Origin of the sequence: Yokenella regensburgei (assembly GCF_003634235.1) — a bacterium.
GTDB classification, from domain to species: domain Bacteria; phylum Pseudomonadota; class Gammaproteobacteria; order Enterobacterales; family Enterobacteriaceae; genus Yokenella; species Yokenella regensburgei.
Map to the genome: position 1 here is coordinate 1,605,417 of NZ_RBIZ01000003.1, position 23,357 is coordinate 1,628,773.

The 23,357-nt window shown below is 56.4% G+C and carries 22 protein-coding genes and 1 pseudogene; 12 read left to right on the top strand and 11 right to left on the bottom strand.

What is annotated here, in order from left to right:
- Positions 1-80: 80 nt before the first annotated feature.
- The 6 genes from xthA (at position 81) to C7387_RS07835 (ending at position 6,282) form a co-directional block, all read left to right on the top strand.
- Entirely contained in the window at positions 81-890 is an 810-nt protein-coding gene (gene xthA, locus C7387_RS07810) for an exodeoxyribonuclease III (protein WP_006819601.1), read from the top strand.
- A gap of 6 nt (positions 891-896) precedes the next feature.
- A complete protein-coding gene (locus tag C7387_RS07815; protein WP_120816427.1) occupies positions 897-1,571 on the top strand; it encodes a TVP38/TMEM64 family protein in 675 nt (224 codons plus the stop codon).
- 9 nt (positions 1,572-1,580) lie between these two features.
- Positions 1,581-2,756, top strand: a complete 1,176-nt coding sequence (locus tag C7387_RS07820) for an ABC transporter substrate-binding protein (protein ID WP_120816428.1) — start codon at positions 1,581-1,583, stop codon at positions 2,754-2,756.
- The gene (locus tag C7387_RS07825) at positions 2,729-4,264 is read left to right on the top strand and encodes an ABC transporter permease family protein (RefSeq protein ID WP_120816429.1); all 1,536 of its coding nucleotides are present in this window, start codon (positions 2,729-2,731) and stop codon (positions 4,262-4,264) included. The genes C7387_RS07820 and C7387_RS07825 overlap by 28 nt, the downstream gene beginning before the upstream one ends.
- Positions 4,264-4,896, top strand: a complete 633-nt coding sequence (locus C7387_RS07830) for an ATP-binding cassette domain-containing protein (RefSeq protein WP_038258031.1) — start codon at positions 4,264-4,266, stop codon at positions 4,894-4,896. Before C7387_RS07825 ends, C7387_RS07830 begins: the two co-directional genes overlap by 1 nt.
- 75 nt (positions 4,897-4,971) lie before the next feature.
- A complete protein-coding gene (locus C7387_RS07835) occupies positions 4,972-6,282 on the top strand; it encodes a sulfurtransferase (protein ID WP_120816430.1) in 1,311 nt (436 codons plus the stop codon).
- A gap of 45 nt (positions 6,283-6,327) precedes the next feature.
- On the opposite strand, the pseudogene C7387_RS07840 reads toward C7387_RS07835, so the two are convergent.
- Together C7387_RS07840 and C7387_RS07845 are read right to left on the bottom strand one after the other, a co-directional pair.
- Positions 6,328-6,953 (bottom strand): annotated as a pseudogene (locus tag C7387_RS07840) (CDP-alcohol phosphatidyltransferase family protein).
- A complete protein-coding gene (locus C7387_RS07845; protein WP_120816431.1) occupies positions 6,946-7,512 on the bottom strand; it encodes a carboxymuconolactone decarboxylase family protein in 567 nt (188 codons plus the stop codon). The pseudogene C7387_RS07840 and the gene C7387_RS07845 overlap by 8 nt, the downstream one beginning before the upstream one ends.
- 78 nt (positions 7,513-7,590) lie before the next feature.
- On the opposite strand from C7387_RS07845, the gene C7387_RS07850 reads away from it, so the two are divergent.
- Complete coding sequence (locus C7387_RS07850; protein ID WP_038258122.1) at positions 7,591-8,007, top strand: pyrimidine (deoxy)nucleoside triphosphate diphosphatase; 417 nt, start codon at positions 7,591-7,593, stop codon at positions 8,005-8,007.
- Here the strand turns inward: C7387_RS07850 and C7387_RS07855 are convergent.
- On the bottom strand, positions 7,967-8,239 hold the full coding sequence (locus C7387_RS07855) for a YnjH family protein (protein ID WP_038258040.1): 273 nt from the start codon (positions 8,237-8,239) through the stop codon (positions 7,967-7,969). The genes C7387_RS07850 and C7387_RS07855 overlap by 41 nt on opposite strands.
- A gap of 174 nt (positions 8,240-8,413) precedes the next feature.
- Here C7387_RS07855 and gdhA point away from each other — a divergent pair, with 174 nt between their 5' ends.
- The gene (gdhA, locus tag C7387_RS07860) at positions 8,414-9,757 is read left to right on the top strand and encodes an NADP-specific glutamate dehydrogenase (RefSeq protein WP_120816432.1); all 1,344 of its coding nucleotides are present in this window, start codon (positions 8,414-8,416) and stop codon (positions 9,755-9,757) included.
- 67 nt (positions 9,758-9,824) lie between these two features.
- On the opposite strand, the gene C7387_RS07865 is transcribed toward gdhA, so the two are convergent.
- Positions 9,825-11,759, bottom strand: coding sequence for a DNA topoisomerase III (locus C7387_RS07865; RefSeq protein WP_120816433.1), 1,935 nt, complete (start codon positions 11,757-11,759; stop codon positions 9,825-9,827).
- 4 nt (positions 11,760-11,763) lie between these two features.
- Positions 11,764-12,807: a selenide, water dikinase SelD gene (selD, locus tag C7387_RS07870; RefSeq protein ID WP_040903487.1), complete on the bottom strand. Its 1,044-nt coding sequence runs from the start codon at positions 12,805-12,807 to the stop codon at positions 11,764-11,766.
- Between the two features lie 225 nt (positions 12,808-13,032).
- On the opposite strand from selD, the gene phoC reads away from it, so the two are divergent.
- The gene (phoC, locus tag C7387_RS07875) at positions 13,033-13,779 is read left to right on the top strand and encodes an acid phosphatase PhoC (protein WP_038258046.1); all 747 of its coding nucleotides are present in this window, start codon (positions 13,033-13,035) and stop codon (positions 13,777-13,779) included.
- 46 nt (positions 13,780-13,825) lie between these two features.
- On the opposite strand, the gene C7387_RS07880 is transcribed toward phoC, so the two are convergent.
- Positions 13,826-14,377 carry an NAD(P)H nitroreductase gene (locus tag C7387_RS07880; protein ID WP_006819588.1) on the bottom strand — a complete coding sequence of 184 codons (552 nt, stop codon included), beginning with the start codon at positions 14,375-14,377 and terminating at the stop codon, positions 13,826-13,828.
- Positions 14,378-14,542: 165 nt separating this feature from the next.
- On the opposite strand from C7387_RS07880, the gene sppA reads away from it, so the two are divergent.
- From sppA to pncA, 3 genes are read left to right on the top strand one after another with little or no spacing between them, the layout of a single operon-like run.
- The gene (gene sppA, locus C7387_RS07885) at positions 14,543-16,396 is read left to right on the top strand and encodes a signal peptide peptidase SppA (RefSeq protein WP_120816434.1); all 1,854 of its coding nucleotides are present in this window, start codon (positions 14,543-14,545) and stop codon (positions 16,394-16,396) included.
- Between the two features lie 52 nt (positions 16,397-16,448).
- Positions 16,449-17,465 carry an asparaginase gene (gene ansA, locus C7387_RS07890; RefSeq protein WP_120816435.1) on the top strand — a complete coding sequence of 339 codons (1,017 nt, stop codon included), beginning with the start codon at positions 16,449-16,451 and terminating at the stop codon, positions 17,463-17,465.
- A 9-nt stretch (positions 17,466-17,474) separates the two neighbouring features.
- Entirely contained in the window at positions 17,475-18,116 is a 642-nt protein-coding gene (pncA, locus tag C7387_RS07895; RefSeq protein WP_120816436.1) for a bifunctional nicotinamidase/pyrazinamidase, read from the top strand.
- A gap of 4 nt (positions 18,117-18,120) precedes the next feature.
- Here the strand turns inward: pncA and C7387_RS07900 are convergent, their stop codons facing one another.
- The 5 genes from C7387_RS07900 to C7387_RS07920 form a co-directional block, all read right to left on the bottom strand.
- Positions 18,121-19,515, bottom strand: coding sequence for an MFS transporter (locus C7387_RS07900; RefSeq protein ID WP_120816437.1), 1,395 nt, complete (start codon positions 19,513-19,515; stop codon positions 18,121-18,123).
- A gap of 153 nt (positions 19,516-19,668) precedes the next feature.
- Positions 19,669-20,427 carry a DeoR/GlpR family DNA-binding transcription regulator gene (locus tag C7387_RS07905; protein WP_038258124.1) on the bottom strand — a complete coding sequence of 253 codons (759 nt, stop codon included), beginning with the start codon at positions 20,425-20,427 and terminating at the stop codon, positions 19,669-19,671.
- 135 nt (positions 20,428-20,562) lie between these two features.
- Positions 20,563-21,546 carry an NADH-dependent methylglyoxal reductase gene (gene ydjG, locus C7387_RS07910; RefSeq protein ID WP_038258051.1) on the bottom strand — a complete coding sequence of 328 codons (984 nt, stop codon included), beginning with the start codon at positions 21,544-21,546 and terminating at the stop codon, positions 20,563-20,565.
- Between the two features lie 9 nt (positions 21,547-21,555).
- On the bottom strand, positions 21,556-22,503 hold the full coding sequence (locus tag C7387_RS07915) for a carbohydrate kinase family protein (protein ID WP_120816438.1): 948 nt from the start codon (positions 22,501-22,503) through the stop codon (positions 21,556-21,558).
- 4 nt (positions 22,504-22,507) lie between these two features.
- Positions 22,508-23,344 carry a ketose-bisphosphate aldolase gene (locus C7387_RS07920; protein WP_006819580.1) on the bottom strand — a complete coding sequence of 279 codons (837 nt, stop codon included), beginning with the start codon at positions 23,342-23,344 and terminating at the stop codon, positions 22,508-22,510.
- Between the last annotated feature and the right edge of the window lie 13 nt (positions 23,345-23,357).

Below are 23,357 nucleotides of genomic sequence, written 5' to 3' on the forward strand. Positions count from 1 at the left end.
ATATCCTGCGCTAATGCAGTCACCGTGATGAAATTCTGCTACCATTCCTGCACAATTCACCTTGCACAGTGGCAGCGACTATGAAATTTGTTTCTTTTAATATCAACGGCCTGCGCGCCCGCCCTCATCAACTGGAAGCCATCGTCGAGAAACATCAGCCCGACGTCATTGGCCTGCAGGAGACAAAGGTTCACGACGACATGTTCCCGCTCGAAGATGTCGCCAAACTCGGTTACAACGTCTTTTATCACGGGCAGAAAGGCCACTACGGCGTGGCGCTGCTGACCAAAGAAACACCCATTGCCGTACGTCGCGGTTTTCCGGGCGATGACGAAGAGGCCCAGCGCCGCATCATCATGGCGGACATCCCTTCGCCATTCGGCACTGTCACCGTGATTAACGGCTACTTCCCGCAGGGTGAAAGCCGCGACCATCCGACGAAGTTCCCTGCTAAAACCCGGTTCTATCAGGATCTGCAGGATTACCTAACCGGCGAGCTGAATAAGGACAATCCGGTACTAATCATGGGTGATATGAACATCAGCCCGACGGATCTGGATATCGGCATTGGCGAAGACAGCCGCAAACGCTGGCTGCGCACCGGCAAATGCTCCTTCCTGCCGGAAGAGCGCGAGTGGATGCAGCGCCTGCTGGGCTGGGGGCTGGTAGATACCTGGCGCCACGCTAACCCGGATAACCACGACCGCTTCTCGTGGTTCGACTACCGCTCCAAAGGTTTTGACGATAACCGCGGCCTGCGCATAGATCTGCTGCTGGCAAGCAACCCGCTGGCCCAGCACTGCGTCGAAACCGGCATCGACTACGACATCCGCAGCATGGAAAAACCGTCCGACCACGCGCCGGTCTGGGCAACCTTTAAAGGAAAATAAACGCGGTTGAATCGTCATCAGCTCTCGCTGCTGGTTATCCTCATCGTCTGCATCGTCGCGGGGTTTACGCTTATCCCCCGCGACATGCTCTCCCTGAACGCCCTGCAGCAATCTCATCAGGCGCTTAGCGCCGAATGGCACCAGCATCCCCTCCTCGGGGCGGTGCTCTATTTTGCCCTGTACGTGGCGGTGTCCGCGTTATCTATCCCCGGAGCGGCGCTGTTAACGCTGCTTGGCGGGTCGCTGTCCCCGCTGTGGATAGCCATTCCACTCGTCTCGTTTGCCTCAACGCTCGGCGCGCTGCTGGCGATGCTGGCGAGCCGCTATCTGCTGGCAAACTGGGTCTGCGGGCGTTTTCCCCGACAAATGGCGACCGTTAACGCTGGCATCGCGCGCGATGGGGCGTTTTACCTCTTTGCGCTGCGGTTGATGCCGCTGTTACCGTTTTTTCTGGTGAACCTGCTGGCGGGCGTCACGCGAATTGGCGCTATGCGCTACTGGTGGGTCAGCCAGCTCGGTATGCTGCCCGCGACGGTGGTTTATCTGAATGCCGGGCGAGAGCTCGGAAATCTGCACTCATTGCAGGATATACTCTCCCCTGGCCTGCTGGGCGCTTTCGCGCTGATAGGTCTGTTGCCGCTGGTATCGCGCAAGCTGCTGGCCCGTTTTGTTCAACATTAAGGATGCATTATGCGCCGTGTGCGTTATTACCTCCTCCTCACCGCCGGACTGCTCACCGCAGGCCATGCCTTTGCCACCGATAGCTGGCAGCAGATAAAACAGGAAGCCCACGGCCAGACCGTGTGGTTCAACGCCTGGGGCGGCGATCCCGCCGTAAACCACTATCTTGACTGGGTCAGTGGAGAAGTAAAACGCCACTACGCCGTCACGCTTCGCGTGGTGCCGATTGCCGATGCCGCCGACAGCGTTAAACGCATCAAGAGCGAAGCTGCTGCCGGACGTACCCATAACGGCTCGATTGACCTGCTGTGGGTGAATGGCGAGAACTTTCGCAGCCTGAAAGAGGCAAATCTTTTGCGCACCGGGTGGGCGGAAACGCTACCGAACTGGCGCTATGTCGATACCCAAAAACCGGTGCGGGAAGATTTTTCCGTGCCCGTGGACGGAGCGGAATCGCCCTGGGGCAGCGCTCAGTTAACTTTTATCGCCCGTCGTTCAGAAACGTCAGCACCGCCCACCTCACCGGAGGCACTACTGCGCTACGCGCAGGCAAACCCCGGAACGGTAACCTATCCACGCCCGCCGGATTTCACCGCCACAGCGTTTCTTGAACAACTGCTGCTGGCGCTGACGCCGGACCCACAGCTGCTGAAACAACCGCCGGATAACAGCACCTTTGTCGCAGTGACCGCCCCGCTGTGGGCTTATCTCGACAAACTACACCCCTGGTTATGGCGGCAAGGGAAAGACTTCCCGGCGTCTCCTGCGCGGATGGACACCATGCTTGCCCAGGGGACGCTGCGCCTGTCCCTGACCTTTAACCCAATGCATGCCCGGCAAAAAATGGCCAGCGGTGAACTGCCGGACGACAGCTACAGCTTCGGTTTTAAGAAGGGCATGATCGGTAACGTCCACTTTGTGGCGATCCCTGCCAATGCCCGCGCCACGGCAGGTGCTCAGGTGGTGGCAAACTTCCTGCTGTCGCCGGAAGCCCAGTTGCGTAAATCAGACCCGACTATCTGGGGCGATCCGAGCGTGCTCGATCCGGCGAAGCTCGAGCCAGCACTACGGGCAACGCTTGCCTCGCGCCTGCCGCAAAAATCACCACCGGTTCTGGCAGAGCCGCATGCTGCATGGGTTAGCGCACTGGAACAGGCATGGCTGCATCGTTACGGTACTTACTAACCCTCCTGACGCTGGCGGCAATGATGGCGGTTATGCTGCCTTTGCTCCCCGCCGCCGGGCTGCTGTTCTCACCGGCATTTTCGAGCGCGAACTGGCAGGCGTTGTTTGCCGACCCGCAGGTGCCGCAGGCGCTGACGGCAACGCTGGTATCAAGCCTGATAGCGACCGGCGGCGCGCTGATGATTGCGCTGTGCGCCATGGCCGCCCTGTGGCCCTCTGCCGGCTGGCAAAAGCTGATAAGTCGCCTGCCGCTGCTGCTGGCAATACCGCACGTTGCCTTTGCCGCCAGCGCGCTGCTGCTCTTCGCCGAGGGCGGCTGGCTGTTCCAGCTCTGCGGTCGCTGTACGCCGCTGGTGGATCGTTATGGCATCGGTATGGGGTTGACGCTTGCGGTCAAAGAGAGCGGATTCATCCTGTGGGCGATGTATGGCGTACTGGGAGAAAAGCGGCTGGCGCAGCAAACGCTGGTGCTGAAAAGCCTCGGCTACAGCCGCTGGCAGTGTCTGAATATGCTGGTACTCCCGGCCATCGCGCCTGCTCTCGGGCTGGTACTGCTGGCCACGGGTGCGTGGACGCTCTCGGTGGTGGATGTGGCGCTAATGCTGGGGCCAGGAAACCCGCCCACCCTGGCGGTACTCGCCTGGAGCTGGCTAAACCAGATTGATGCTTTGCAGCAGACCAAGGGTCAGCTTGCCTGCCTGCTGCTGGTGATGCTTCTCGCCGTAATGGCGCTTATTATCTTCGGCGGCTGGCGTTTACAGCAACGCCGCGCACCGCGTGCGGATGGTGTACGCCGTCAGCAGAGATCCCATCCTGCAGGGCAGACATTTTCGTTAGCGCTGCCTGGCAGCGGCGTGCTCTGCGTCGTGGTGCTGCTGGCGATGGCACGGCTGGCCTTGCCCACGACAGAAAGTCTGAATAACAGTCTCTGGCTGGCGCTACTCTCCTGCCTGTGTGGCGGCGTTCTGTGCCTGCTCTGGCTTGAATGGGGTATCGCCAGACTCACGCCCTGGCTATTTCTTCCCCTGCTGTTACCCGCACTGCCGCTGGTTGCCGGACAATATCAGCTGGTGCTACACCTGTGGCTCGACGGCAGCTTTATCGCCGTATTCTGGGGGCACTTGTTGTGGGTGGTGCCGTGGATGCTGTTTGTGCTGCATCCGGCGTGGCGGCGGCTCGACCCGCGTCTGCTGCTGATTGCCCGCACGCTGGGCTGGTCGCAGGGGCGGATTTTCCTGCAGGTGAAATGCCCGCAGTTGATGCGCGCTATTCTCTCTGCCCTCGCCGTGGGGTTTTCCGTGAGTATTGCCCAGTATTTACCAACCCTGTGGCTCGGCGGCGGTCGCGTCCCGACGCTGACGACCGATGCCGTCGCGCAAAGCAGCGGCGGCTCGCTGCACTGGCTCGCGATATCCTCGCTCTGGCAACTGCTGCTTCCGGCGCTGATGTTTACCCTGGTCGCCCTGCTTACGCGCGCGGTCGCGCACTATCGACAAGGACTCCGCTGATGCTTATCGTCAATAATCTCACGCTTGCGCTCAATACCGCGCCGCGGCTTAACCATGTCAGCTTCAGCGTTGAGCCCGGAGAAGTCGTCACCCTGATGGGCGCTTCCGGCAGCGGTAAATCTACGCTGTTTGCCTGGATGATTGGTGCGCTGCCCGCGCCGTTTAAGGCACAAGGAGAGCTGTGGCTCAACGACCGTCGGCTGGATGGGCTCACTACTGCCCAGCGGGAAATCGGGGTCCTGTTTCAGGACGCGCTGCTGTTCGACCACTTTAGCGTGGGGAAAAACCTGCTGCTGGCGCTACCGGCGAGCGTGAAAGGCGGTGAGCGTCGGGAAATGGTTGAGGCCGCCCTGACTGAAGCCGGTCTCGCCGGTTTTTACGCCCGCGATCCGGCAACGCTCTCCGGCGGCCAGCGGGCACGGGTTAGCCTGCTGCGCGCGATGCTGGCACAACCGAAAGCGCTGCTGCTTGATGAGCCTTTTAACCGGCTGGATGCCCCCCTGCGCGAGCGCTTTCGCGAATGGGTGTTTGCCGAGCTTTCGGGGCTGGCTATTCCGGTGGTGCTGGTCACCCACGACGCTGCCGATATACCGCCAGGTGGCCGTTGTCTGCAGATTGAAAGCTGGCAATAACCTGCGTTAGCGCAACGTATTTCTCCGAACGGAGCTCCAGAATGACGCTTCAATTTACCTGGGACGGGCAATTCGATGAAACGTGTTTCTCAACTGACCGCGCTGGCCCTGCTTATCGGGCTGACCTCTTCTGCTTCAACGCTGGCCGCTGAAATGGCCTCTGCCCTCACCTTCGCACAGATCCAGCAGCAAAACGGTATCATTATCGATACGCGCCCGAGCGCGTTTTACAACGGCTGGCCGCAGACGGCTAACGGCCCGCAGGGGCATGAACCCGCCGCACGTAATCTGGCCGCTCGCTGGCTTTCAGCAATGAGCGACGAGCAGCTCACCGCCTGGGCGAAAGCGCAGCAGTTGAAGCCGGATACGCCTCTGGCGCTGTACGGTAATCCGGACGACGTCAACGCCGTTACCGCGCGGTTGCACAAAGCGGGCTTTGACCGCACCGCAACCCTGAGCGATGCCCTGAGCTCCCCGGAGCGTCTGCAGAAACTCGCTCACTTCGAGCAGCTGGTCTATCCGCAGTGGCTGCACGACCTGCAGCAGGGTAACGCAGTTACCGCCAGACCGGCCGGTGACTGGAAGGTAATAGAAGCGGGCTGGGGTGCGCCGAAATATTTCCTGCTGAGCCATATTCCGGGCGCGGGGTATATTGATACCAACGAAGTCGAGAGCGAACCGCTGTGGAATAAAGTGCCAGACGCCTTTCTTAAAGCCATGCTGGCGAAGCACGGTATTCGCCACGACACCACGGTGATCCTCTACGGTCGTGATGTTTACGCCGCCGCACGCGTGGCGCAGATCATGCTGTATGCCGGGGTGAAAGATGTCCGCCTGCTCGACGGTGGCTGGAAAACCTGGAGCGACAGCAATCTGCCGGTCGAGCGAGGGACGCCGTCGACGGTAAAAGCAGAGCCTGATTTTGGCGCGCCGATCCCCGGCCAGCCGCAGCTGATGCTTGATATGAATCAGGCCCGCGCGCTGCTGCACCGCCAGGATGCGTCGCTGGTCAGCATTCGCTCGTGGCCGGAATTCATCGGGACCACCAGCGGCTACAGCTACATTAAGCCAAAAGGTGAAATTGCCGGTGCCCGCTGGGGCCACGCCGGTAGCGACTCCACCCACATGGAAGATTTCCACAATCCGGACGGCACCATGCGCAGCGCCGATGACATCAGCGCGATGTGGAAAGCGTGGAATATCCTGCCGTCACAGCAGGTATCGTTCTACTGCGGTACCGGCTGGCGCGCCTCAGAAACCTTCATGTACGCCCGGGCCATGGGCTGGCCGAATATCTCCGTTTATGACGGCGGCTGGTATGAGTGGAGCTCTGATGCCAAAAACCCGGTACAGCGCGGTGAGCGCGGCCCGGGTCAGGAGATGTAATCGGCAATCCCTGCCGGATAGGGTTAACGCCTTATCCGGCAAGATTCACTCGCAGCGCTTTAACGCCAGGTATCCGCTCCAGATACGCGTCAGGGTAGTGAGCCAGCACAGTGCGCCAAACAACCACGCCAGCCACGGAAACCAGGCTGGAAACAGGCTGGAAACAGGCAACACAGTACAAACAGAGCGATAGTTTCGCTACCCTCGGTTAGCCCCCCCAGGTAATAAAACGACTTATGTGCATAGCCTGGGTTATCAATCTGGTGCTTTGCCGCCAGCGCCGCAAAAGCCAGAAAACTGCTGCCGGTACCGATAAAAGCAAACAGCAGCCATCCTCCCGCCAGCGCGTTCTGCGCCGGGGAAGCAAGAATAAAACCAAACGGCACCAGCGCGTAAAACAGAAAATCGAGAGAAATATCGAGAAAGCCCCCGGCATCGCTTAATCCGCGCCGCCGCGCCAGCGCACCGTCCAGCCCATCAAGCAGGCGATTCAGCACTATCACCACCAGTGCCGGAAGGTACCAGCCCAGCGCCAGAAACGGCAGTGCCAGCACGCCGATGGCAAAGCCGGTGAGCGTCACGCCATCGGCGCTCACTCCCGCTTTTTCCAGCGGCAGCGCCAGCGCATTAAGTAGTGGCTTAATTCGTGGGTGCAGATGACGGTCAAGCATCCGGCCGCCCTCCGCTCTGACACAGCCCCTGGGAAGGAATATCCAGCGCTGCGTTGAAGCGTGCCGAAAGATTCTGGAAGGCGATTAACGCCGTCATTTCGCTTATCTCATCCAGGGTAAAATGGCAGGTCAGCTCCGCTTTCAGTGCATCGTCTACCTGCGGAGGCGTCGCCGTCACCGCATCGGCATAGGCCAGCGCCGCACGCTCTTTCTCGTTAAACAGCGACGACTGCGGCCATTCGGCTACTGCCAGCACTTTATCCATCGCCCCGCTGCGCTCTGCCAGCCGCAGGCTGTTGGCATCAATGCAAAAGGCGCAATGACACACCTGCGAGACCCGGGTCATCAGCAGCGCACGCAGCTCCGGCGCCAGCCGCGCACGGCGACGCTCCAGCCAGCCGACAAACAGCGCCACCAGCCAGAACAGGCGAGGCATTCGCCCCCACCAGCGCGTCGGGTTCAGCACTGCGCCATAATGTTTTTTCTGCAGCGAAACGATGGGTTTCAGACTCACGGGAAGCTTATCGAGGGGCGGCACCCATGGCGCATGTTTTTTCACTTCTGACTCCAGGTCACGCTGTTGCTATGAAGAAGAGAGCGATATTATGGCATCCTGCTTTTCAGAATGTTGATTCATATGCTTAAAAAGATTGATGTTGTTGCCGCGATAATCGAGAAAGACGGCAAAATTCTGCTGGCACAGCGTCCTGCACATGCCGATCAGGCAGGCATGTGGGAATTTGCTGGTGGGAAAGTCGAAGCCGGTGAAAGCCAGCCGCAGGCGCTGGTTCGCGAGCTGCAGGAGGAGCTGGGGATCACCGCAACGCCTGGCGTGTACGTAGCCAGCCACCAGCGTGAAATTTCAGGGCGGATTATCCATCTGTACGCCTGGCATGTGCCCGGCTTCAGCGGCGAACTGACGGCGCACTACCACAGCGCGCTGGTGTGGTGTACACCGCAGGCAGCGCTGGATTATACGCTGGCCCCGGCGGATATTCCGCTCCTGGAAGCATTTATGGCTTTACGCGCCGCCAGACCAGCGGATTCGTGCTGATGGCTTTTTCGTCGCGCTGACACTGCAGCAGAACCCCATCGGTCTTAATGACCGCCCCTTCCGAATAATTCTGGTTTTCGTAGATACAGCACTGATTGCAGGGCTGTGCACGCTGGCCGCTGGAGCTGAAAACTTCCGGCGGTACGTTCACTTCAACATCCGGACGGTAACGGTCTGCCTGAGCGCTACCGGCAATCAGCGCCAGTAATCCGGCAATCACGATTCGTTTCATGTTTTATCTTCCTGATAGCTTCTGAACTAACTATATCGGCTCATTCGCGAACATCCTTAAATTTTCCTTGCCAGCCGCGCCGTCGCGGGTGGTATAGTCGGAAAAACGCTCGTTTCCAATAATTATAATCTTAGCAAATACAATTACTAACAATCATAAGAGGTTCTTATATCTATGGAACAGAAACCGTCTCTGGAATCATTTCTCTCAGGGGTACAGCAGCGCGACCCGCATCAGCCGGAATTCGCGCAGGCCGTACGGGAAGTGATGACCACGCTGTGGCCATTCCTCGAACACAATCCGCGCTATCGTCAGATGTCGCTGCTGGAGCGCCTGGTAGAGCCAGAGCGCGTCATCCAGTTCCGCGTCACCTGGGTTGACGATCGTAATCAGGTGCAGGTAAACCGCGCCTGGCGCGTGCAGTTTAGCTCGGCAATCGGTCCCTTTAAGGGCGGCATGCGCTTTCATCCCTCGGTTAACCTGTCGATTCTGAAGTTCCTTGGCTTTGAGCAGACCTTCAAAAACGCCCTGACCACCCTGCCGATGGGCGGTGGTAAAGGCGGCAGCGATTTTGACCCTAAAGGTAAAAGCGAAGGCGAAATTATGCGTTTTTGCCAGGCGCTGATGACCGAGCTGTACCGCCACCTCGGCTCAGACACCGACGTACCGGCGGGCGATATCGGCGTGGGCGCCCGCGAAGTGGGCTTTATGGCCGGGATGATGAAAAAGCTCTCCAACGATACCTCCTGCGTCTTCACCGGTAAGGGGTTGTCGTTTGGCGGCAGCCTGATCCGCCCGGAAGCCACCGGCTACGGCCTTATCTACTTCACCGATGCGATGCTGAAGCGCCACGGTCTGGGCTTTGAAGGGATGCGCGTTGCGGTATCCGGTTCTGGCAACGTGGCGCAGTACGCTATCGAAAAAGCGATGGCGCTCGGCGCCCGGGTGGTCACCGCCTCTGACTCCAGCGGTACCGTGGTAGATGAAGCGGGCTTCAACGCTGAAAAACTTGCTCGTCTTTGCGAGATCAAAGCCAGCCGCGATGGTCGCGTTGCCGACTACGCTCGCGAGTTTGGCCTTCAGTATCTGGAAGGCCAGCAGCCGTGGTCAGTGCCGGTGGATATCGCCCTGCCGTGTGCCACGCAGAACGAGCTGGACGTCGATGCAGCCCGCGCGCTGATTGCGGGCGGCGTGAAGGCGGTGGCAGAAGGCGCGAACATGCCAACCACCATCGCGGCCACCGACCTGTTCCTTGAGGCTGGCGTACTGTTTGCGCCAGGTAAAGCGGCCAACGCCGGTGGCGTCGCGACGTCCGGTCTTGAGATGGCGCAGAACGCGGCGCGCATGGGCTGGAAAGCAGAAAAAGTAGATGCGCGTTTGCACCACATCATGCTGGATATTCACCATGCCTGCGTCGAGTACGGTGGTGAAGGTAAACAAACGCACTACGTGCAGGGTGCCAACATCGCGGGCTTCGTTAAGGTTGCCAACGCGATGCTGGCGCAGGGCGTAATTTAAGTCACGTCGATTGCCGGATGCGCCTTACCCGGCCTACGTTTGCGCGTAGGTCGGGTAAGCGATATCGTCAGGACGCCTCCGGCTCTGCCGGTTTCTTTTTCTTCGCCTTGCTGAAGGTTTTCTTCTTCGGCGTCTCGCCGCCGGGCGCGACCAGCCCCCGGAACTGGCTGACTCGGGTGCCGCGCGCCAGCTCAATCAGCTCGTGCAGTGTGCCGACCAGCGGGTACATAAAGTCCTGATACCGACACTGCTTTTCGCTGATTTGCGTCAGCACCGATTCCCAGTGCGCGGTCATATCCGGGCGCGATGCCAGTTCAGGCAGCGAGTGGATCAGCGCCTTTCCTGGATCGGTTGAGTGAATATAACGCCCTTTCTTGGTCAGGAAGCCGCGCTTGAACAGCAGCTCGATAATTCCGGCGCGGGTTGCCTCCGTCCCCAGGCCGTCGGTTGCGCGCAGCACTTTTTTCAGGTCTTTGTCCTGCACAAAACGGGCGATACCGGTCATCGCCGAAAGCAGCGTCGCATCGGTAAAATGGCGCGGCGGCTGCGTCTGACGTTCAACCACCTCACCCTTTTCGCACAACAGCGTATCGTCTTTCGCGACCACCGGCAGCGGCGTGCCGTCGTTCTCTTCGTCACGCTCCTTTGCGCCTAACAACGTGCGCCAGCCCGCTTCCGCCAGGAAACGTGCTTTGGCGATAAATTTGCCGTTGGCGATATCGAGATCGATCTGACACTTGCGATACACCGCGTCGGTGCAGAACTGCATCAGATACTGACGCGCCACCAGTTCGTACACCCTGGCTTCGTTCTCGCTCAGATGCACGGACGAACTGCGCGCCGTAGGGATAATCGCGTGGTGGGCATCAACCTTTTTATCGTCCCAGCAGCGGTTACGCGTATCGACATCCACCGCAGGCTGCGGCAGCAGGCCAGGCGCGTGCACGCCAATCGCGTTCAGCACCGCGTGACGACCGGCAAAATGCTCTTCAGGCAGGTAGCGGCAGTCGGAGCGCGGATAGGTAATCAGTTTGTGGGTTTCATACAGCTTCTGGCAGATATCCAGTACGTTTTGCGCACTCAGAGCGTAGCGTTTGGCGGCTTCAATCTGCAGGGCCGAAAGTGAAAACGGCAGCGGTGCGGCCTCAGAGTCGCGCTTGTCGTTGTATGCGGTAACGATAGCCGGTTGACCACCGATACGGTTAACCACGTGCTCTGCCAGCGGGCGATGCAGCAGGCGTCCTTCTTCATCCTGGTACGGTTCACAGGCCTCGCTCGGCTGCCAGGTGGCGGTAAAGCGCTCGTCTTTTGGCGTGACGATATGCGCTTTCACCTCGAAGAAGTCTTTAGCGACAAAGTTTGCTATCTCTTCGTCACGGCGAACCACCAGCCCCAGCACCGGCGTCTGTACACGCCCCACCGACAGCACCCCCTGGTACCCGGCATTGCGCCCAAGCAGCGTCCAGGCGCGGGTCATGTTGATGCCGTACAGCCAGTCAGCGCGGGCACGGGCCAGAGCAGATACGCAAAGCGGAATAAACTCGCTGTTGGCACGCAGGCGCGAAATCGCCCGTTCTACCGCCTGCGGGTTGAGATCGTTAATCAGGCAACGCTGTACCTGCTGACGCTTTTCCGGGGACAGCTGCAGGTAATCCAGCACTTCATCCACCAGCAACTGTCCTTCGCGATCCGGGTCTCCGGCGTGAATGACTTCGCTGGCTTCATGAAGAAACCGCTTGATAACGTTGAGCTGTTTGGTCACCGAAGGACGCGGCTGGAGCTGCCACTTCTCCGGCACAATCGGCAGGTCTGCCAGATTCCAGCGGGCGTAGCGGCTGTCGTAGATATCCGGCTGCGCCTGCTCCAGCAGGTGACCGATACACCAGGTCACCACCTGCCCGTTACCACACTCTATATAGCCGTCGCCTTTGCGATGTGGCTTTGGCAGCACATCGGCAATGGCGCGGCCCAGACTCGGCTTTTCCGCAATAAACAGCCGCATCGAATTAACGAATCTCGATCATCGGTCGTCCACCACGCGCGGTGATAAGCTCACCAATAGCGGTCAGCGTAATACCAAACTCAGCCGCGGCGGCCTGCACTTCGGTCTCTGAACCTGGTGCGACGGCCAGCAGTAGCCCACCGGACGTTTGCGGATCGCACATCAGCGCGCGCCACTCATCCGGCATTTCGCCCATCAGATGACCGTAGCTTGCAAAGTTACGCCCGGTACCGCCCGGCACGGCGCCCAGCTTGATGTACTCTTCCACGCCCGGCAGTTTTGGCACATCGGCAAAGCGCACCTGCGCCTGTACACCTGCGCCCTGACACATTTCGCTCAGGTGTCCGAGCAGGCCAAAACCGGTGACGTCGGTCATCGCCTTCACGCCTTCAATGTTGGCAAAAGCGGCGCCCGCGAGGTTCATCTGGCACATCACTTCGGTAGCGAGGCCTTTGTGTTCTGGCTTCAGCAGCGATTTTTTCTCGGCGGTGGTCAGCACACCGATGCCCAGCGGTTTGGTCAGGAACAGCTTGCATCCCGCCTGCGCGGTGCTGTTTTTCTTCACCCGCTCGGTCGGTACGATACCGGTAACCGCGAGGCCGAAAATCGGCTCCGGGGCATCGATAGAGTGGCCGCCGGCAAGGGCTATCCCCGCCTGCTGACAGGCAAAGCGCCCGCCTTCAATCACCTCACGGGCTATCTCCGGCGCCAGTTTTTCGATTGGCCAGCCGAGAATGGCGATCGCCATAATAGGTTTGCCGCCCATGGCAAAAATATCGCTGATGGCGTTGGTCGCGGCGATGCGGCCAAAATCAAACGGATTATCGACGATAGGCATGAAGAAATCGGTAGTGCTGATAACGGAAGTACCGTTACCCAGATCGTAGACCGCCGCGTCGTCGCGGGTCTCGTTACCGACAAGCAGGTTCGGGTCGATAAACTTCGCCTGCTCACTATGCAGGATAGTTTCCAGCACTTTGGGGGAAATTTTACAACCGCAACCGGCTCCGTGGCTGTATTGCGTTAAACGAATGGCTTGCTCGCTCATGGACATCTCCTGTCATTGCAATCCGGATATGTTAGCGCCCAAACGCCGTACAGGTAAGTGTTGCCGTCTGATTTCGCGCACTGTTGCTCATTAAGCAGACAAAACCTGCGTTTTGCGAGCCAGGGCAATGTTTTTAACGTTGATTTTACTTTTACTACAATATGACAGAATTATGACAACGAAACGGTTGTCAGCAGGAGTTTTCCCATTAGAAAGGAATAAATGATGAAGAAACGCGTGATAGCTTTGTGTCTTGCCGGGTTGTTTACCACCAGCGCTTTTGCTCTTGCCCCTTCAGGCAACGATGCCACCACAAAGCCCGATCTGTATTACCTGACCAATGCGCAGGCGATTGACAGCCTGGCACTGCTGCCACCGCCGCCGGAAGTCGGCAGTATTGCGTTTCTGAACGATCAGGCGATGTATGAGAAAGGTCGCCTGCTGCGCGGCACCGAGCGCGGTAAGCTCGCGGCGGAAGATGCCAACCTCAGCGGCGGCGGCGTGGCTAACGCCTTCTCCGGCGCGTTTGGCTCGCCGATCACCGAAAAAGACGCACCAGAGCTGCACAAGCTTCTGACTAACATGATTGAGGACGCGGGCGATCTGGCGACCCGCGGGGCGAAAGAGAAGTACATGCGTATTCGCCCGTTTGCCTTCTACGGCGTATCCACCTGCAACACCACTGAGCAGGATAAGCTGTCGAAAAACGGTTCATACCCGTCGGGCCACACCTCTATCGGCTGGGCTACGGCGCTGGTACTGGCAGAGATAAACCCGCAGCGACAGAACGACATCTTAAAACGCGGCTTTGAGCTGGGGCAAAGCCGAGTGATCTGCGGCTATCACTGGCAGAGCGATGTGGATGCAGCAAGGGTCGTCGGTTCAGCGGTTGTCGCCACGCTGCACACCAACCCGGCATTCCAGCAGCAATTACAGAAAGCGAAAGACGAGTTCGCAAAACAGAAGAAATAAGCATGATGGGCCGGGCAGCAGTGCCCGGCCACAAAAAATCAACGCGTCAGAAACGCACCACGAACGGCGCGGTATCAGCAACGCTAACGGTGGTAGAGGCCTTCAGCTGTGGTGTACCGAGGTACAGGAAGCCGACAATTTTATCTTCCGAACGGCACTTCAGCCCTTCGCGAACGAGGTCGCTTTCGGTCAACGCGCCGCTGCGCCAGATACCGTTAAAGCCCTGCGCCACTGCCGCCATCTGCATTGCCATCACCGCGCAGCCCGCCGACATCTCCTGCTCCCACTTCGGTACCTTGTGATGCTCCTGGCACTTCGCGACGACGGCAATGATGAGCGGCGCGCGGAACGGTGCATTGCGTGCTTTCTCAATCGCCTTTTCGTCCTGCCCGGCAGCGACGGCACCGCGCTCCAGCAGCTGGCTGAAACGCTCGCGCCCCTCGCCTTCAATCACGAAAAATTGCCACGGCTGCAGAGTACCGTGATCCGGGGCACGCATCCCGGCGCGTAAAATATTCTCTAATTGCTCACCCGCCGGGGCCGGTTCGGCCAGACGGGAGGCGCTGCGGCGATTAATCAATAATTCGAGTGCGTCCATTTAAGCTGCTCCTGTGACGTTATTTTTCATAAAATTAACATGCGAGTGGAAATTGTTACAGCACCGGAGGCGATTCCTGCTGACAATCGCTGACGGGAACTTTAGGATAACCCAACGTTGCGCCTGCAGTTGCGCCCTCTTTATCTGTTTTGTCAGGGAGAATACATGCGAACCCTATGGCGAATTTTTGCCGGATTCTTTAAATGGACCTGGCGCTTGCTCAATTTTGTCCGTGAGCTGGTGCTGAATTTGTTCTTTATTCTGATTGTGCTGGTGGTGGTTGGCGTGTGGCTGCAGTTCAGCAGCAGCACCTCTGAACGCACCGCCCGCGGCGCATTAACGCTGAATATTACCGGCGTGGTGGTGGATAAGCCTTCGACCAGCGGTAAAATCGGCGCGCTAAGCCGTCAGCTGCTGGGCGCAAGCTCGGATCGTCTGCAGGAAAACTCCCTGTTCGATATCGTGCAGACCATTCGTCAGGCAAAAGATGATCGCAACATCACCGGTATCGTGCTGGATCTGAAAGATTTCGCCGGGGCCGACCAGCCCTCCATGCAGTATATCGGCAAAGCGCTGCGCGAATTCCGCGACAGCGGCAAACCGGTGTATGCCGTGGGCGATAACTACAGCCAGGGCCAGTACTATCTGGCGAGCTTCGCCAATAAAATTTACCTCTCCCCACAGGGCGTTGTTGATTTACATGGCTTCGCAACCAACGGCCTGTACTACAAAGCCCTGCTCGACAAGCTGAAAGTCTCGACCCACGTCTTCCGCGTCGGGACCTATAAATCTGCCGTTGAGCCGTTTATCCGTGATGATATGTCACCGGCAGCGCGCGAAGCCGACAGCCGCTGGATTGGCGAACTGTGGCAGAACTACCTGACCACCGTTGCCGCCAACCGCCAGATAACGCCGCAGCAGGTGTTCTCGGGTGCGAAAGAGATGCTCGAAGGCCTGCGTAAAACCGACGGTGACACCGCGAAGTACGCGCTTGATAACAAACTGGTGGACGTACTGGCCTCCAGCGCTGAAGTGGAAAAAGCGCTGACCAAACAGTTTGGCTGGAGCAAAGCGGACAAAAACTTCCGTAACATCAGCTTCTACGATTATGCGCTGAAAACACCGTCCGATCAGGGCGACAGCGTGGCGGTTATCTTCGCCAATGGCGCCATCATGGACGGCCAGGAAACGCCGGGGAACGTTGGGGGTGATACCACCGCCGCGCAGATCCGCGACGCGCGCCTTGACCCGAAAGTGAAAGCGATTGTCCTGCGGGTGAACAGCCCGGGCGGCAGCGTGACGGCATCTGAAGTTATCCGTTCGGAACTGGCAGCCGCGAAAGCCGCAGGCAAACCGATTGTGGTATCGATGGGGGGTATGGCGGCATCCGGCGGTTACTGGATCTCCACCCCGGCTAACTACATCATTGCTAACCCAAGCACCCTGACTGGTTCCATCGGCATCTTTGGCGTTATCAATACCGTGGAAAATACGCTTGATTCCGTTGGCGTTCACACCGATGGCGTTGCCACTTCACCGCTGGCGGACGTGTCGCTCACCAAAGCGCTGCCGCAGGAAGTGCAGGAGATGATGCAGCTCAGTATTGAGAATGGCTACAAGCGCTTTATCACCCTGGTGGCGAATGCTCGTAACAGCACACCGGAACAGGTAGATAAAATTGCCCAGGGCCACGTCTGGACCGGTACCGACGCGAAAACCAACGGTCTGGTCGACAGTCTCGGCGACTTCGATGATGCGGTAGCAAAAGCGGCCGAGCTGGCGAAGCTCAAACAGTGGCATATTGAGTACTATCAGGACGAACCGTCGTTCTTCAACATGGTGCTCGATAGCCTGACCGGTTCTGTACGCGCAGCGCTGCCAGCCGCGATTCAGGCCGCCCTTCCGGCCCCGCTGGCTACGGCGGCAAATGCAGTGAAAGCGGAGAGCGACAAGCTTGCGGTCTTTAACGATCCGCAAAACCGCTATGCAATTTGCCTGACCTGCGCCAATATACGTTAATCCTTATCCCCTCCGAATGGAGGGGATTTTCTTTATGTCATAGCCTGATACCATGCAAAAGAAATCAATCTACGTTGCCTACACCGGCGGTACCATCGGTATGCAACGCTCCGAACACGGTTACATTCCTGTCTCTGGTCACCTGCAGCGCCAGCTGGCGCTGATGCCTGAATTCCATCGCCCGGAGATGCCCTCCTTCACCATTCACGAATACGCGCCGCTGATGGACTCTTCGGACATGACGCCGGAAGACTGGCAGCATATCGCCGACGATATTAAGGCCCATTACGACGAGTACGACGGTTTCGTGATCCTGCACGGCACCGACACTATGGCGTTCACCGCCTCGGCTCTCTCCTTCATGCTGGAGAACCTGGGCAAGCCGGTGATCGTGACCGGTTCGCAAATCCCGCTCGCGGAGCTGCGCTCTGACGGGCAGATCAACCTGCTGAACGCACTGTACGTGGCAGCAAACTACCCGATCAACGAAGTGACGCTGTTTTTCAACAACCGTCTGTTCCGGGGCAACCGCACCACTAAAGCCCACGCCGACGGCTTTGATGCCTTTGCCTCCCCTAACCTGCCGCCGCTGCTGGAGGCCGGGATCCATATCCGCCGCCTCAATACCCCAGCGGCCCCTCACGGCGAGGGTGAGCTGATCGTTCATCCGATTACCCCACAGCCGATTGGTGTGGTCACCATCTACCCGGGAATTTCCGCCGAAGTGGTGCGTAACTTCCTGCGCCAGCCGGTGAAAGCGCTGATCCTGCGCTCCTATGGCGTCGGCAATGCGCCTCAGAACGGTGAGTTTCTCCAGGAACTGGCGCAGGCCAGCCAGCGCGGCATTCTGGTGATTAATCTAACCCAGTGTATGTCTGGCAAGGTGAATATGGGCGGCTATGCCACCGGTAACGCGCTGGCGCATGCCGGGGTGATTGGCGGTGCCGACATGACCGTTGAGGCGACGCTGACTAAGCTTCACTATCTGTTAAGTCAGGATCTCGACGTGGAAGAGATGCGCATCGCGATGCAGCAGAACCTGCGCGGCGAGCTGACGCAGGATGATTAAGGAGTGACCATGAGCCATCGTGCATTGTTGCTGGTTGATCTACAAAACGATTTTTGCGCCGGCGGCGCGCTTGCCGTACCGGAAGGTGATAGCACTATCGATGTGGCAAATCAGCTTATCGGCTGGTGCAAGGCGCGCGGCGATGCGGTAGTGGCAAGCCAGGACTGGCACCCTGCCGATCACGGTAGTTTCGCCAGCCAGCATCAGGCAGAGCCCTACTCACAGGGTGTGCTGGACGGGCTGCCGCAAACCTGGTGGCCGGATCACTGCGTGCAGCACAGCGAAGGTGCCGCACTGCATCCGCTGTTGCAGCACCAGGCGATTGATGCGGTATTTACCAAAGGCGAGCATCGTAATATCGATAGCTATAGCGCGTTTTTCGACAACGGTCATCGGCAGAAAACCGGGCTCGATGAATGGCTTCGCCACCATGAAATCCGCGAACTGCTGGTGTCCGGTCTCGCCACGGACTACTGCGTGAAGTTTACCGTGCTCGACGCCCTGAAACTCGGATACGCGGTGAACGTCATCACCGACGGCTGCCGTGGAGTCAACATTGACCCGCAGGACAGCACCAGAGCGTTTATGGAAATGGCCGCCGCTGGCGCCACGTTATACACAGTGGCGGACTGGCTGGAGACACAGCAATAACGCATTACCTGATGGCGGCGGCATCGTCATCAGGTACTTTTCCCCCCACGCTTGAAATATCCTCAAGCGAAACCATCCGCGTTTCGATACCAAAGACAAACAGCACCAGCGAGCAGAGCAACAGCAACACACCCAGCACAATGAACACGGTGACAGAACCGTACCGCGTCAGCAGTACCGCCACGCCATAGGGAGTAAACGCTGCGACAATACGCCCTACCGCGTTGACGAAGCCAGATCCCCGCAACCGCAGATGGGTGGGCCACAGTTCCGGCACATAAACCGCAGATGCAAAGCAGACATACATATACAGGAAAAAAATCATTACCAGCCCGTAGGTCAGAATGGCCCACTCGGCGGTCTGAATCGCGTAGAAGTAACCCAGTATCGCAATAATTGCCAATATCGACGAACCGAATAATCTCCGGGGGAAGTAGTCAATAATCAGTGCGGCAACAAAGATCCCAACCGGTGCGCCAATCATGATAACGGCAGTCATTATGATTGACCGCGCGACATCAATACCTGAGTTCACAAAAATCGTTGGGATCCAGACGGTAATGGTATAGAGCGAGATATTCATGGCGATCAGTACCGTAATTGCCACCAGCGTCCGCCTGAGCATCTGCCCCTGAAATAACTGCCAAAAAGAGCCATTCTCTTCACACCCTGAACGCCTCCCATGCAATACGGATAACGGTGGCAGCGTCATGTTTTTCTCTTTTTCTATCTGAGTTTCAACATCTCGTAGGTGCTGCTCAGCGGCCCCATGATAGCCCTTGCTCGCCAGCCAGCGTGGAGACTCAATGAAGTATTTTCCCGACAGATACCAGGCTAAAAGAATGCCAGCCCCTCCGAGTAAAAACATCATCCGCCAGCTAAAATGCGCAATCACCACCACGCCAATCAACGCCGACAGCAAAGGAGACCAGTTGCCCACAAAAGAGAGCCGGGCAGACCATTTCCCCCGGACTCTGGCAGGAATAAATTCAGTAAACGAAGCGTAACCCACCATGATAAGTGCCCCCATTCCCGTCCCCATCAGGCAGCGGAAGAAAATGAGCCAGTACATATCAGGGACAAACGCTGCGGCAGCGGCGGCAATGCCGACAATCAGCAGGTTGATACGAAACGCTCGGCGTCTGCCGAAATAATCACCAATAAAACCGCCCGCCAGGGAACCGATGAAATAACCAAACATCAACGCCGAGGTAAAAGCGGCATTGAGAAAATTATTTGACCATCCGATGCTCACTAGTTTTGCCACCACCACATTGCCGGAATAGCTGAGAAACCCGGTCAGTAGTAGGCTAAAACTGATAATACCGAAAATACGATAATGAAAGCGGGCTAAGGGTAATTGATCCAGTCTGCTGCCAATATTGTCGTGATGTTCCATCTGGATGCCTCAAAGACTCCGGTCTCCCGATAAGAGAGAAAGAGCATAATGTAGAGTTTTTAAATAATGACTATCGCGGTAAATTTAATTTACCGCGTCATCTATCATCATGTTATTTAACATCACCAGTGAGGAACAAACGCGTAGCCGTCATTAATAAACAAGCTGGATGCTATTATTTTTGCAATATGCGATCCATTCTGCACTGGGTGCTTTATTCGTTATAATGTAATTAATATGGCTTAAATCAATTAACTGGACAAAGGCTTTACGATCAAACTTAGAATGATCGACCAGCAAGGCGACTTCTGTTGCCTGAGCGATCATGGTCTTCTTGATTTCAGCTTCCGCCTCATTCGAGTCAAGCGCCCCACTGTCTCTGTCCAGACCTTTACAGCTCATCACCATGATGTCCACATGGTATCGACTAATGATCTCTTTGGTGATGCGTCCCTGCAAAGAGAGAGTACTTTTGTTTAACTCGCCGCCGGTGGAAACAACATTAATCTCCGACAAAGCGAGCTCGTGAAAAGCTTCGGCTGAATTCGTTAATAAAGTGAGATCGCCTCGCTCCTTCAGCAGTTTTAGTAATTCCATTGCCGTACTACTGGAGTCTGCGGCCATAGTGGTTTTATTTTTAATCAATGGCAACGCATTACGGGCAATCGTCTGTTTCTCTTCATAGAACGATTTCGCCCTCTTATAAAAATGAATATTTTCAGACAGCACGGTATTATTTAATACCGCACCACCATAAGTACGGGTCAAAAATCCTTCATCTTCGAGTTTTTCCAGGTCGCGGCGAATCGTCTCTTCAGTTACCTGAAAAATTGAGCTCAAATTTGAGACAACCACTTTCTTGTCATTGGCAACCATTTGTTTAATTGCCTGAATTCTGTCTTTTGCCGCCACAATTACACCTCTGTTCCCTTCAACATCATGATAAGTTCTCAGTATCTCACAGGCTATGTTTATCTTCAAAAGAACACGTCTGAATCACAGATTTTCATGTGTTTTACACAGAAACAGAGGTGATGATTACTGCCGTTATACGTGGTCCAGAGCCTCAGCCATTCTTCTCATCATTAACGCATCTTCATCCGTTAATGCGATGCTCAAGGCCTGCACATTTTCGCGAACCTGCTCTGGCGCTGTTGCCCCACTGAGGATAGAAATCAAATCGCTTTGTTTCAAAATCCACGCCAGCGCCAGTCCTGGAACCGTAGTGCGGTATTTGTCGCAAAGCGGCCGCCACTGCTCAAGCATGTCGATAACCCGCAGCATATTGTCACGCTGGAACCAAACCTTATTCGCCCGCGCCCCGCCCGGCACATAGTCACGAGCAATTGTGCCGGTTAATAATCCCTGCTCCAGCGGCGAGTAAACCTGAACAACAATCCCGTGCTCGCGGCACAATGGCAGAAGATCGCTTTCCAGCGCCCGGTCAAGGATGCTGTATTTCGCCTGCACGATATCCAGTTCACCATGCTTAAGATACTCACGGATATGGCTGGCATCGACGTTCGCCGCACCAATCGCACGAATTTTACCTTCGGCCTTCAGCGCATTAAGCGTTTCCATAGTTTCGGATATCGGCGTGAAGAACGGGGGAACGGATTGCCAGTGCGTCATGTAAATATCAATACAATCAATATTCAAACGCTGCAGACTTGTTTCAACCTCTTCACGAACAGAATCCGCAGAAAGGTTTTTATACAACTGGCGGTCGCCGACTTTATTGAACAGGCTGCCTTCTCGCTCCCAGACAATCCCACATTTAGTTTCTACTACCATCTCATCACGGGGTAGTTGTTTTAGCGCCTGCCCGACAATGGTTTCACTATTGCCAAAATTATATCCCGGCGCGGTATCAATCAGGTTAATGCCGCAGCGATGTGCTTCGACAATGGTATCGATGCAAATCTGCAGGTCGAGATCGCCATTCCATGCCGGACCGCCGCCAATGGCCCAGGTGCCCAGCCCCATACGGGAAAGTTTGATATCCGTACTACCTAAAGGAATCATATTCATCTGACGTTATTACCCTTCATATTCTTCAAGAAGTTGTTCCACCAGCATTCTATTCTTCACGCCCGTGGTCGCCCCCACGCTGAGTACCGATATCGCGGCGGTGACGTTGGCAAACAGCGCACAGTCACGCAATGTTTTCCCTTCAAGCAGCGCGGAGATAAATCCCGAGGCGAAGTTGTCGCCAGCACCGATGGTGTCGATGGCGGTAATCCCTGATACCGCAGGCACAGCCATGCGCGTCTCATGATTTTTGATAAAGCAGCCTTGCTTACCAGTTTTAATCACCACCGTTTTGACGCCGCACTGAAGAAAGCTATCGGCAATTTCATCGAGCGATGTTTTCCCGGTGAGTTGCTTTGCCTCTTCAAAGTTAGGAAACAGATAATCGACATAGCTCAGTGCTTCGCGAATATCCTCCAGCGTTTCATTCAGCCGCGGCTTTATCATGTCGGCGCAAATAATCAGCTGCTGCGCCCTGGCCCGCGCAAAGATTTCAGTTAATGCTTTACCGTCGAGTAAAGGGCTATTAAAAATGCTCGCCAACGAGAGCAATTTCACCTGCGAGAAACGGCTGAAATCAATATCATTAATATTCAACCGCCACAGGCTACCATTGCGATTGGTCACAAAAGTACGCTCTCCATCCGCGGTAACCAGCCCGACATTAATTGAGGTATCAATATCAGGGTCCTGTTTTATGCTGCGGATATCGATACTCTCTTTGCGGCAGTGTTCAAGAATAAAATGTCCTGCGGCATCATCACCCACTCGACTCATTAATGCAGTACGATGCCCCAGCCGGGAAATAATTGTTGCTTCGTTGATGGCATCCCCACCGGTGGTCATGGCAATTCTTTCCAGGGGATAAGAGTCTACATCAAAAATATTCTTACTGACCGGCTGCAAGGGAATATCGACTATTGCCGCACCGATGCAGAGAACCTCAATATCATCCATATTGTCATTCCGCTTTGCCGTCTGAGCCGAAAAGTTTGATTTTTTCCAGCGCACGCGCTTTGACCGCTTTACGCACCTCACGCTGCAAGTGCAGGAAAGGTTGATCCTGGTTCTCATCAACCGCCACCATCGCCGCCTGGCACAGTTCGGTATGAATATTGATTTTCGCTATGCCGAGCGAAATGGCAGTTTTAATATCGGCATCGCTGATACCAGAAGCTCCATGCAGAACTAGCGGTACGGACACGGCTTCACGTACCCGCTTCACCACGTCAAAATTCAGTTTCGGCTCCGAGGTATAAACACCATGCTGGTTGCCGATAGCGACCGCCAGCGAGTCGCAGCCGGTACGTTCAACAAATTCGGCTGCCTGGTCCGGATCGGTATAGTGATATCCCGCCAGCGCCTCTTCGTATACGGTTTCATTCCCTACGTGCCCCAGCTCAGCCTCTACTGGGATCCCCAGCGGATGGAAGAAATCGACCGCTTCTTTGGTCAGGCGAATGTTCTCTTCGAAGTCTGAAGCCGAGGCATCACGCATCAACGAGTTCATACCATGTGTCCATGCATTATGGATAATTTCCATGCTACGCCCGTGATCCCAGTGAGTAATAACGGGTACTGAAGCTCTCTCTGCCATTGAGACCATCATATGTGAAAAGTCTTCAAAGGAAGTATTACCAACAAAGCCGGTACCAAAGGAAATAATCACTGGCGATTTGGCCTCTTCTGCCGCATCAATAACCCCCATCAGCATTTCTGCATTCCACACGTTAAAGTGCGCAATCGCATAATGCTTGTTCTGAGCATCATTTTCCCAGTATTTAATATCTGCCAGCATGTTCTTTCTCCCG

Excerpts from the sequence above, each read along its gene's own strand:
- C7387_RS07855 (WP_038258040.1), bottom strand. The coding sequence starts at position 8,239 with ATGAAACGAATCGTGATTGCCGGATTACTGGCGCTGATTGCCGGTAGC.
- C7387_RS07850 (WP_038258122.1), top strand. The coding sequence starts at position 7,591 with ATGCTTAAAAAGATTGATGTTGTTGCCGCGATAATCGAGAAAGACGGC.
- pncA (WP_120816436.1), top strand. The coding sequence starts at position 17,475 with ATGAGCCATCGTGCATTGTTGCTGGTTGATCTACAAAACGATTTTTGC.
- C7387_RS07825 (WP_120816429.1), top strand. The coding sequence starts at position 2,729 with ATGGCTGCATCGTTACGGTACTTACTAACCCTCCTGACGCTGGCGGCA.
- C7387_RS07880 (WP_006819588.1), bottom strand. The coding sequence starts at position 14,377 with ATGGACGCACTCGAATTATTGATTAATCGCCGCAGCGCCTCCCGTCTG.
- C7387_RS07865 (WP_120816433.1), bottom strand. The coding sequence starts at position 11,759 with ATGCGGCTGTTTATTGCGGAAAAGCCGAGTCTGGGCCGCGCCATTGCC.
- ansA (WP_120816435.1), top strand. The coding sequence starts at position 16,449 with ATGCAAAAGAAATCAATCTACGTTGCCTACACCGGCGGTACCATCGGT.
- C7387_RS07920 (WP_006819580.1), bottom strand. The coding sequence starts at position 23,344 with ATGCTGGCAGATATTAAATACTGGGAAAATGATGCTCAGAACAAGCAT.
- gdhA (WP_120816432.1), top strand. The coding sequence starts at position 8,414 with ATGGAACAGAAACCGTCTCTGGAATCATTTCTCTCAGGGGTACAGCAG.
- C7387_RS07830 (WP_038258031.1), top strand. The coding sequence starts at position 4,264 with ATGCTTATCGTCAATAATCTCACGCTTGCGCTCAATACCGCGCCGCGG.
- phoC (WP_038258046.1), top strand. The coding sequence starts at position 13,033 with ATGAAGAAACGCGTGATAGCTTTGTGTCTTGCCGGGTTGTTTACCACC.
- xthA (WP_006819601.1), top strand. The coding sequence starts at position 81 with ATGAAATTTGTTTCTTTTAATATCAACGGCCTGCGCGCCCGCCCTCAT.
- sppA (WP_120816434.1), top strand. The coding sequence starts at position 14,543 with ATGCGAACCCTATGGCGAATTTTTGCCGGATTCTTTAAATGGACCTGG.
- ydjG (WP_038258051.1), bottom strand. The coding sequence starts at position 21,546 with ATGAATATGATTCCTTTAGGTAGTACGGATATCAAACTTTCCCGTATG.
- C7387_RS07915 (WP_120816438.1), bottom strand. The coding sequence starts at position 22,503 with ATGGATGATATTGAGGTTCTCTGCATCGGTGCGGCAATAGTCGATATT.
- selD (WP_040903487.1), bottom strand. The coding sequence starts at position 12,807 with ATGAGCGAGCAAGCCATTCGTTTAACGCAATACAGCCACGGAGCCGGT.
- C7387_RS07900 (WP_120816437.1), bottom strand. The coding sequence starts at position 19,515 with ATGGAACATCACGACAATATTGGCAGCAGACTGGATCAATTACCCTTA.
- C7387_RS07835 (WP_120816430.1), top strand. The coding sequence starts at position 4,972 with ATGAAACGTGTTTCTCAACTGACCGCGCTGGCCCTGCTTATCGGGCTG.
- C7387_RS07820 (WP_120816428.1), top strand. The coding sequence starts at position 1,581 with ATGCGCCGTGTGCGTTATTACCTCCTCCTCACCGCCGGACTGCTCACC.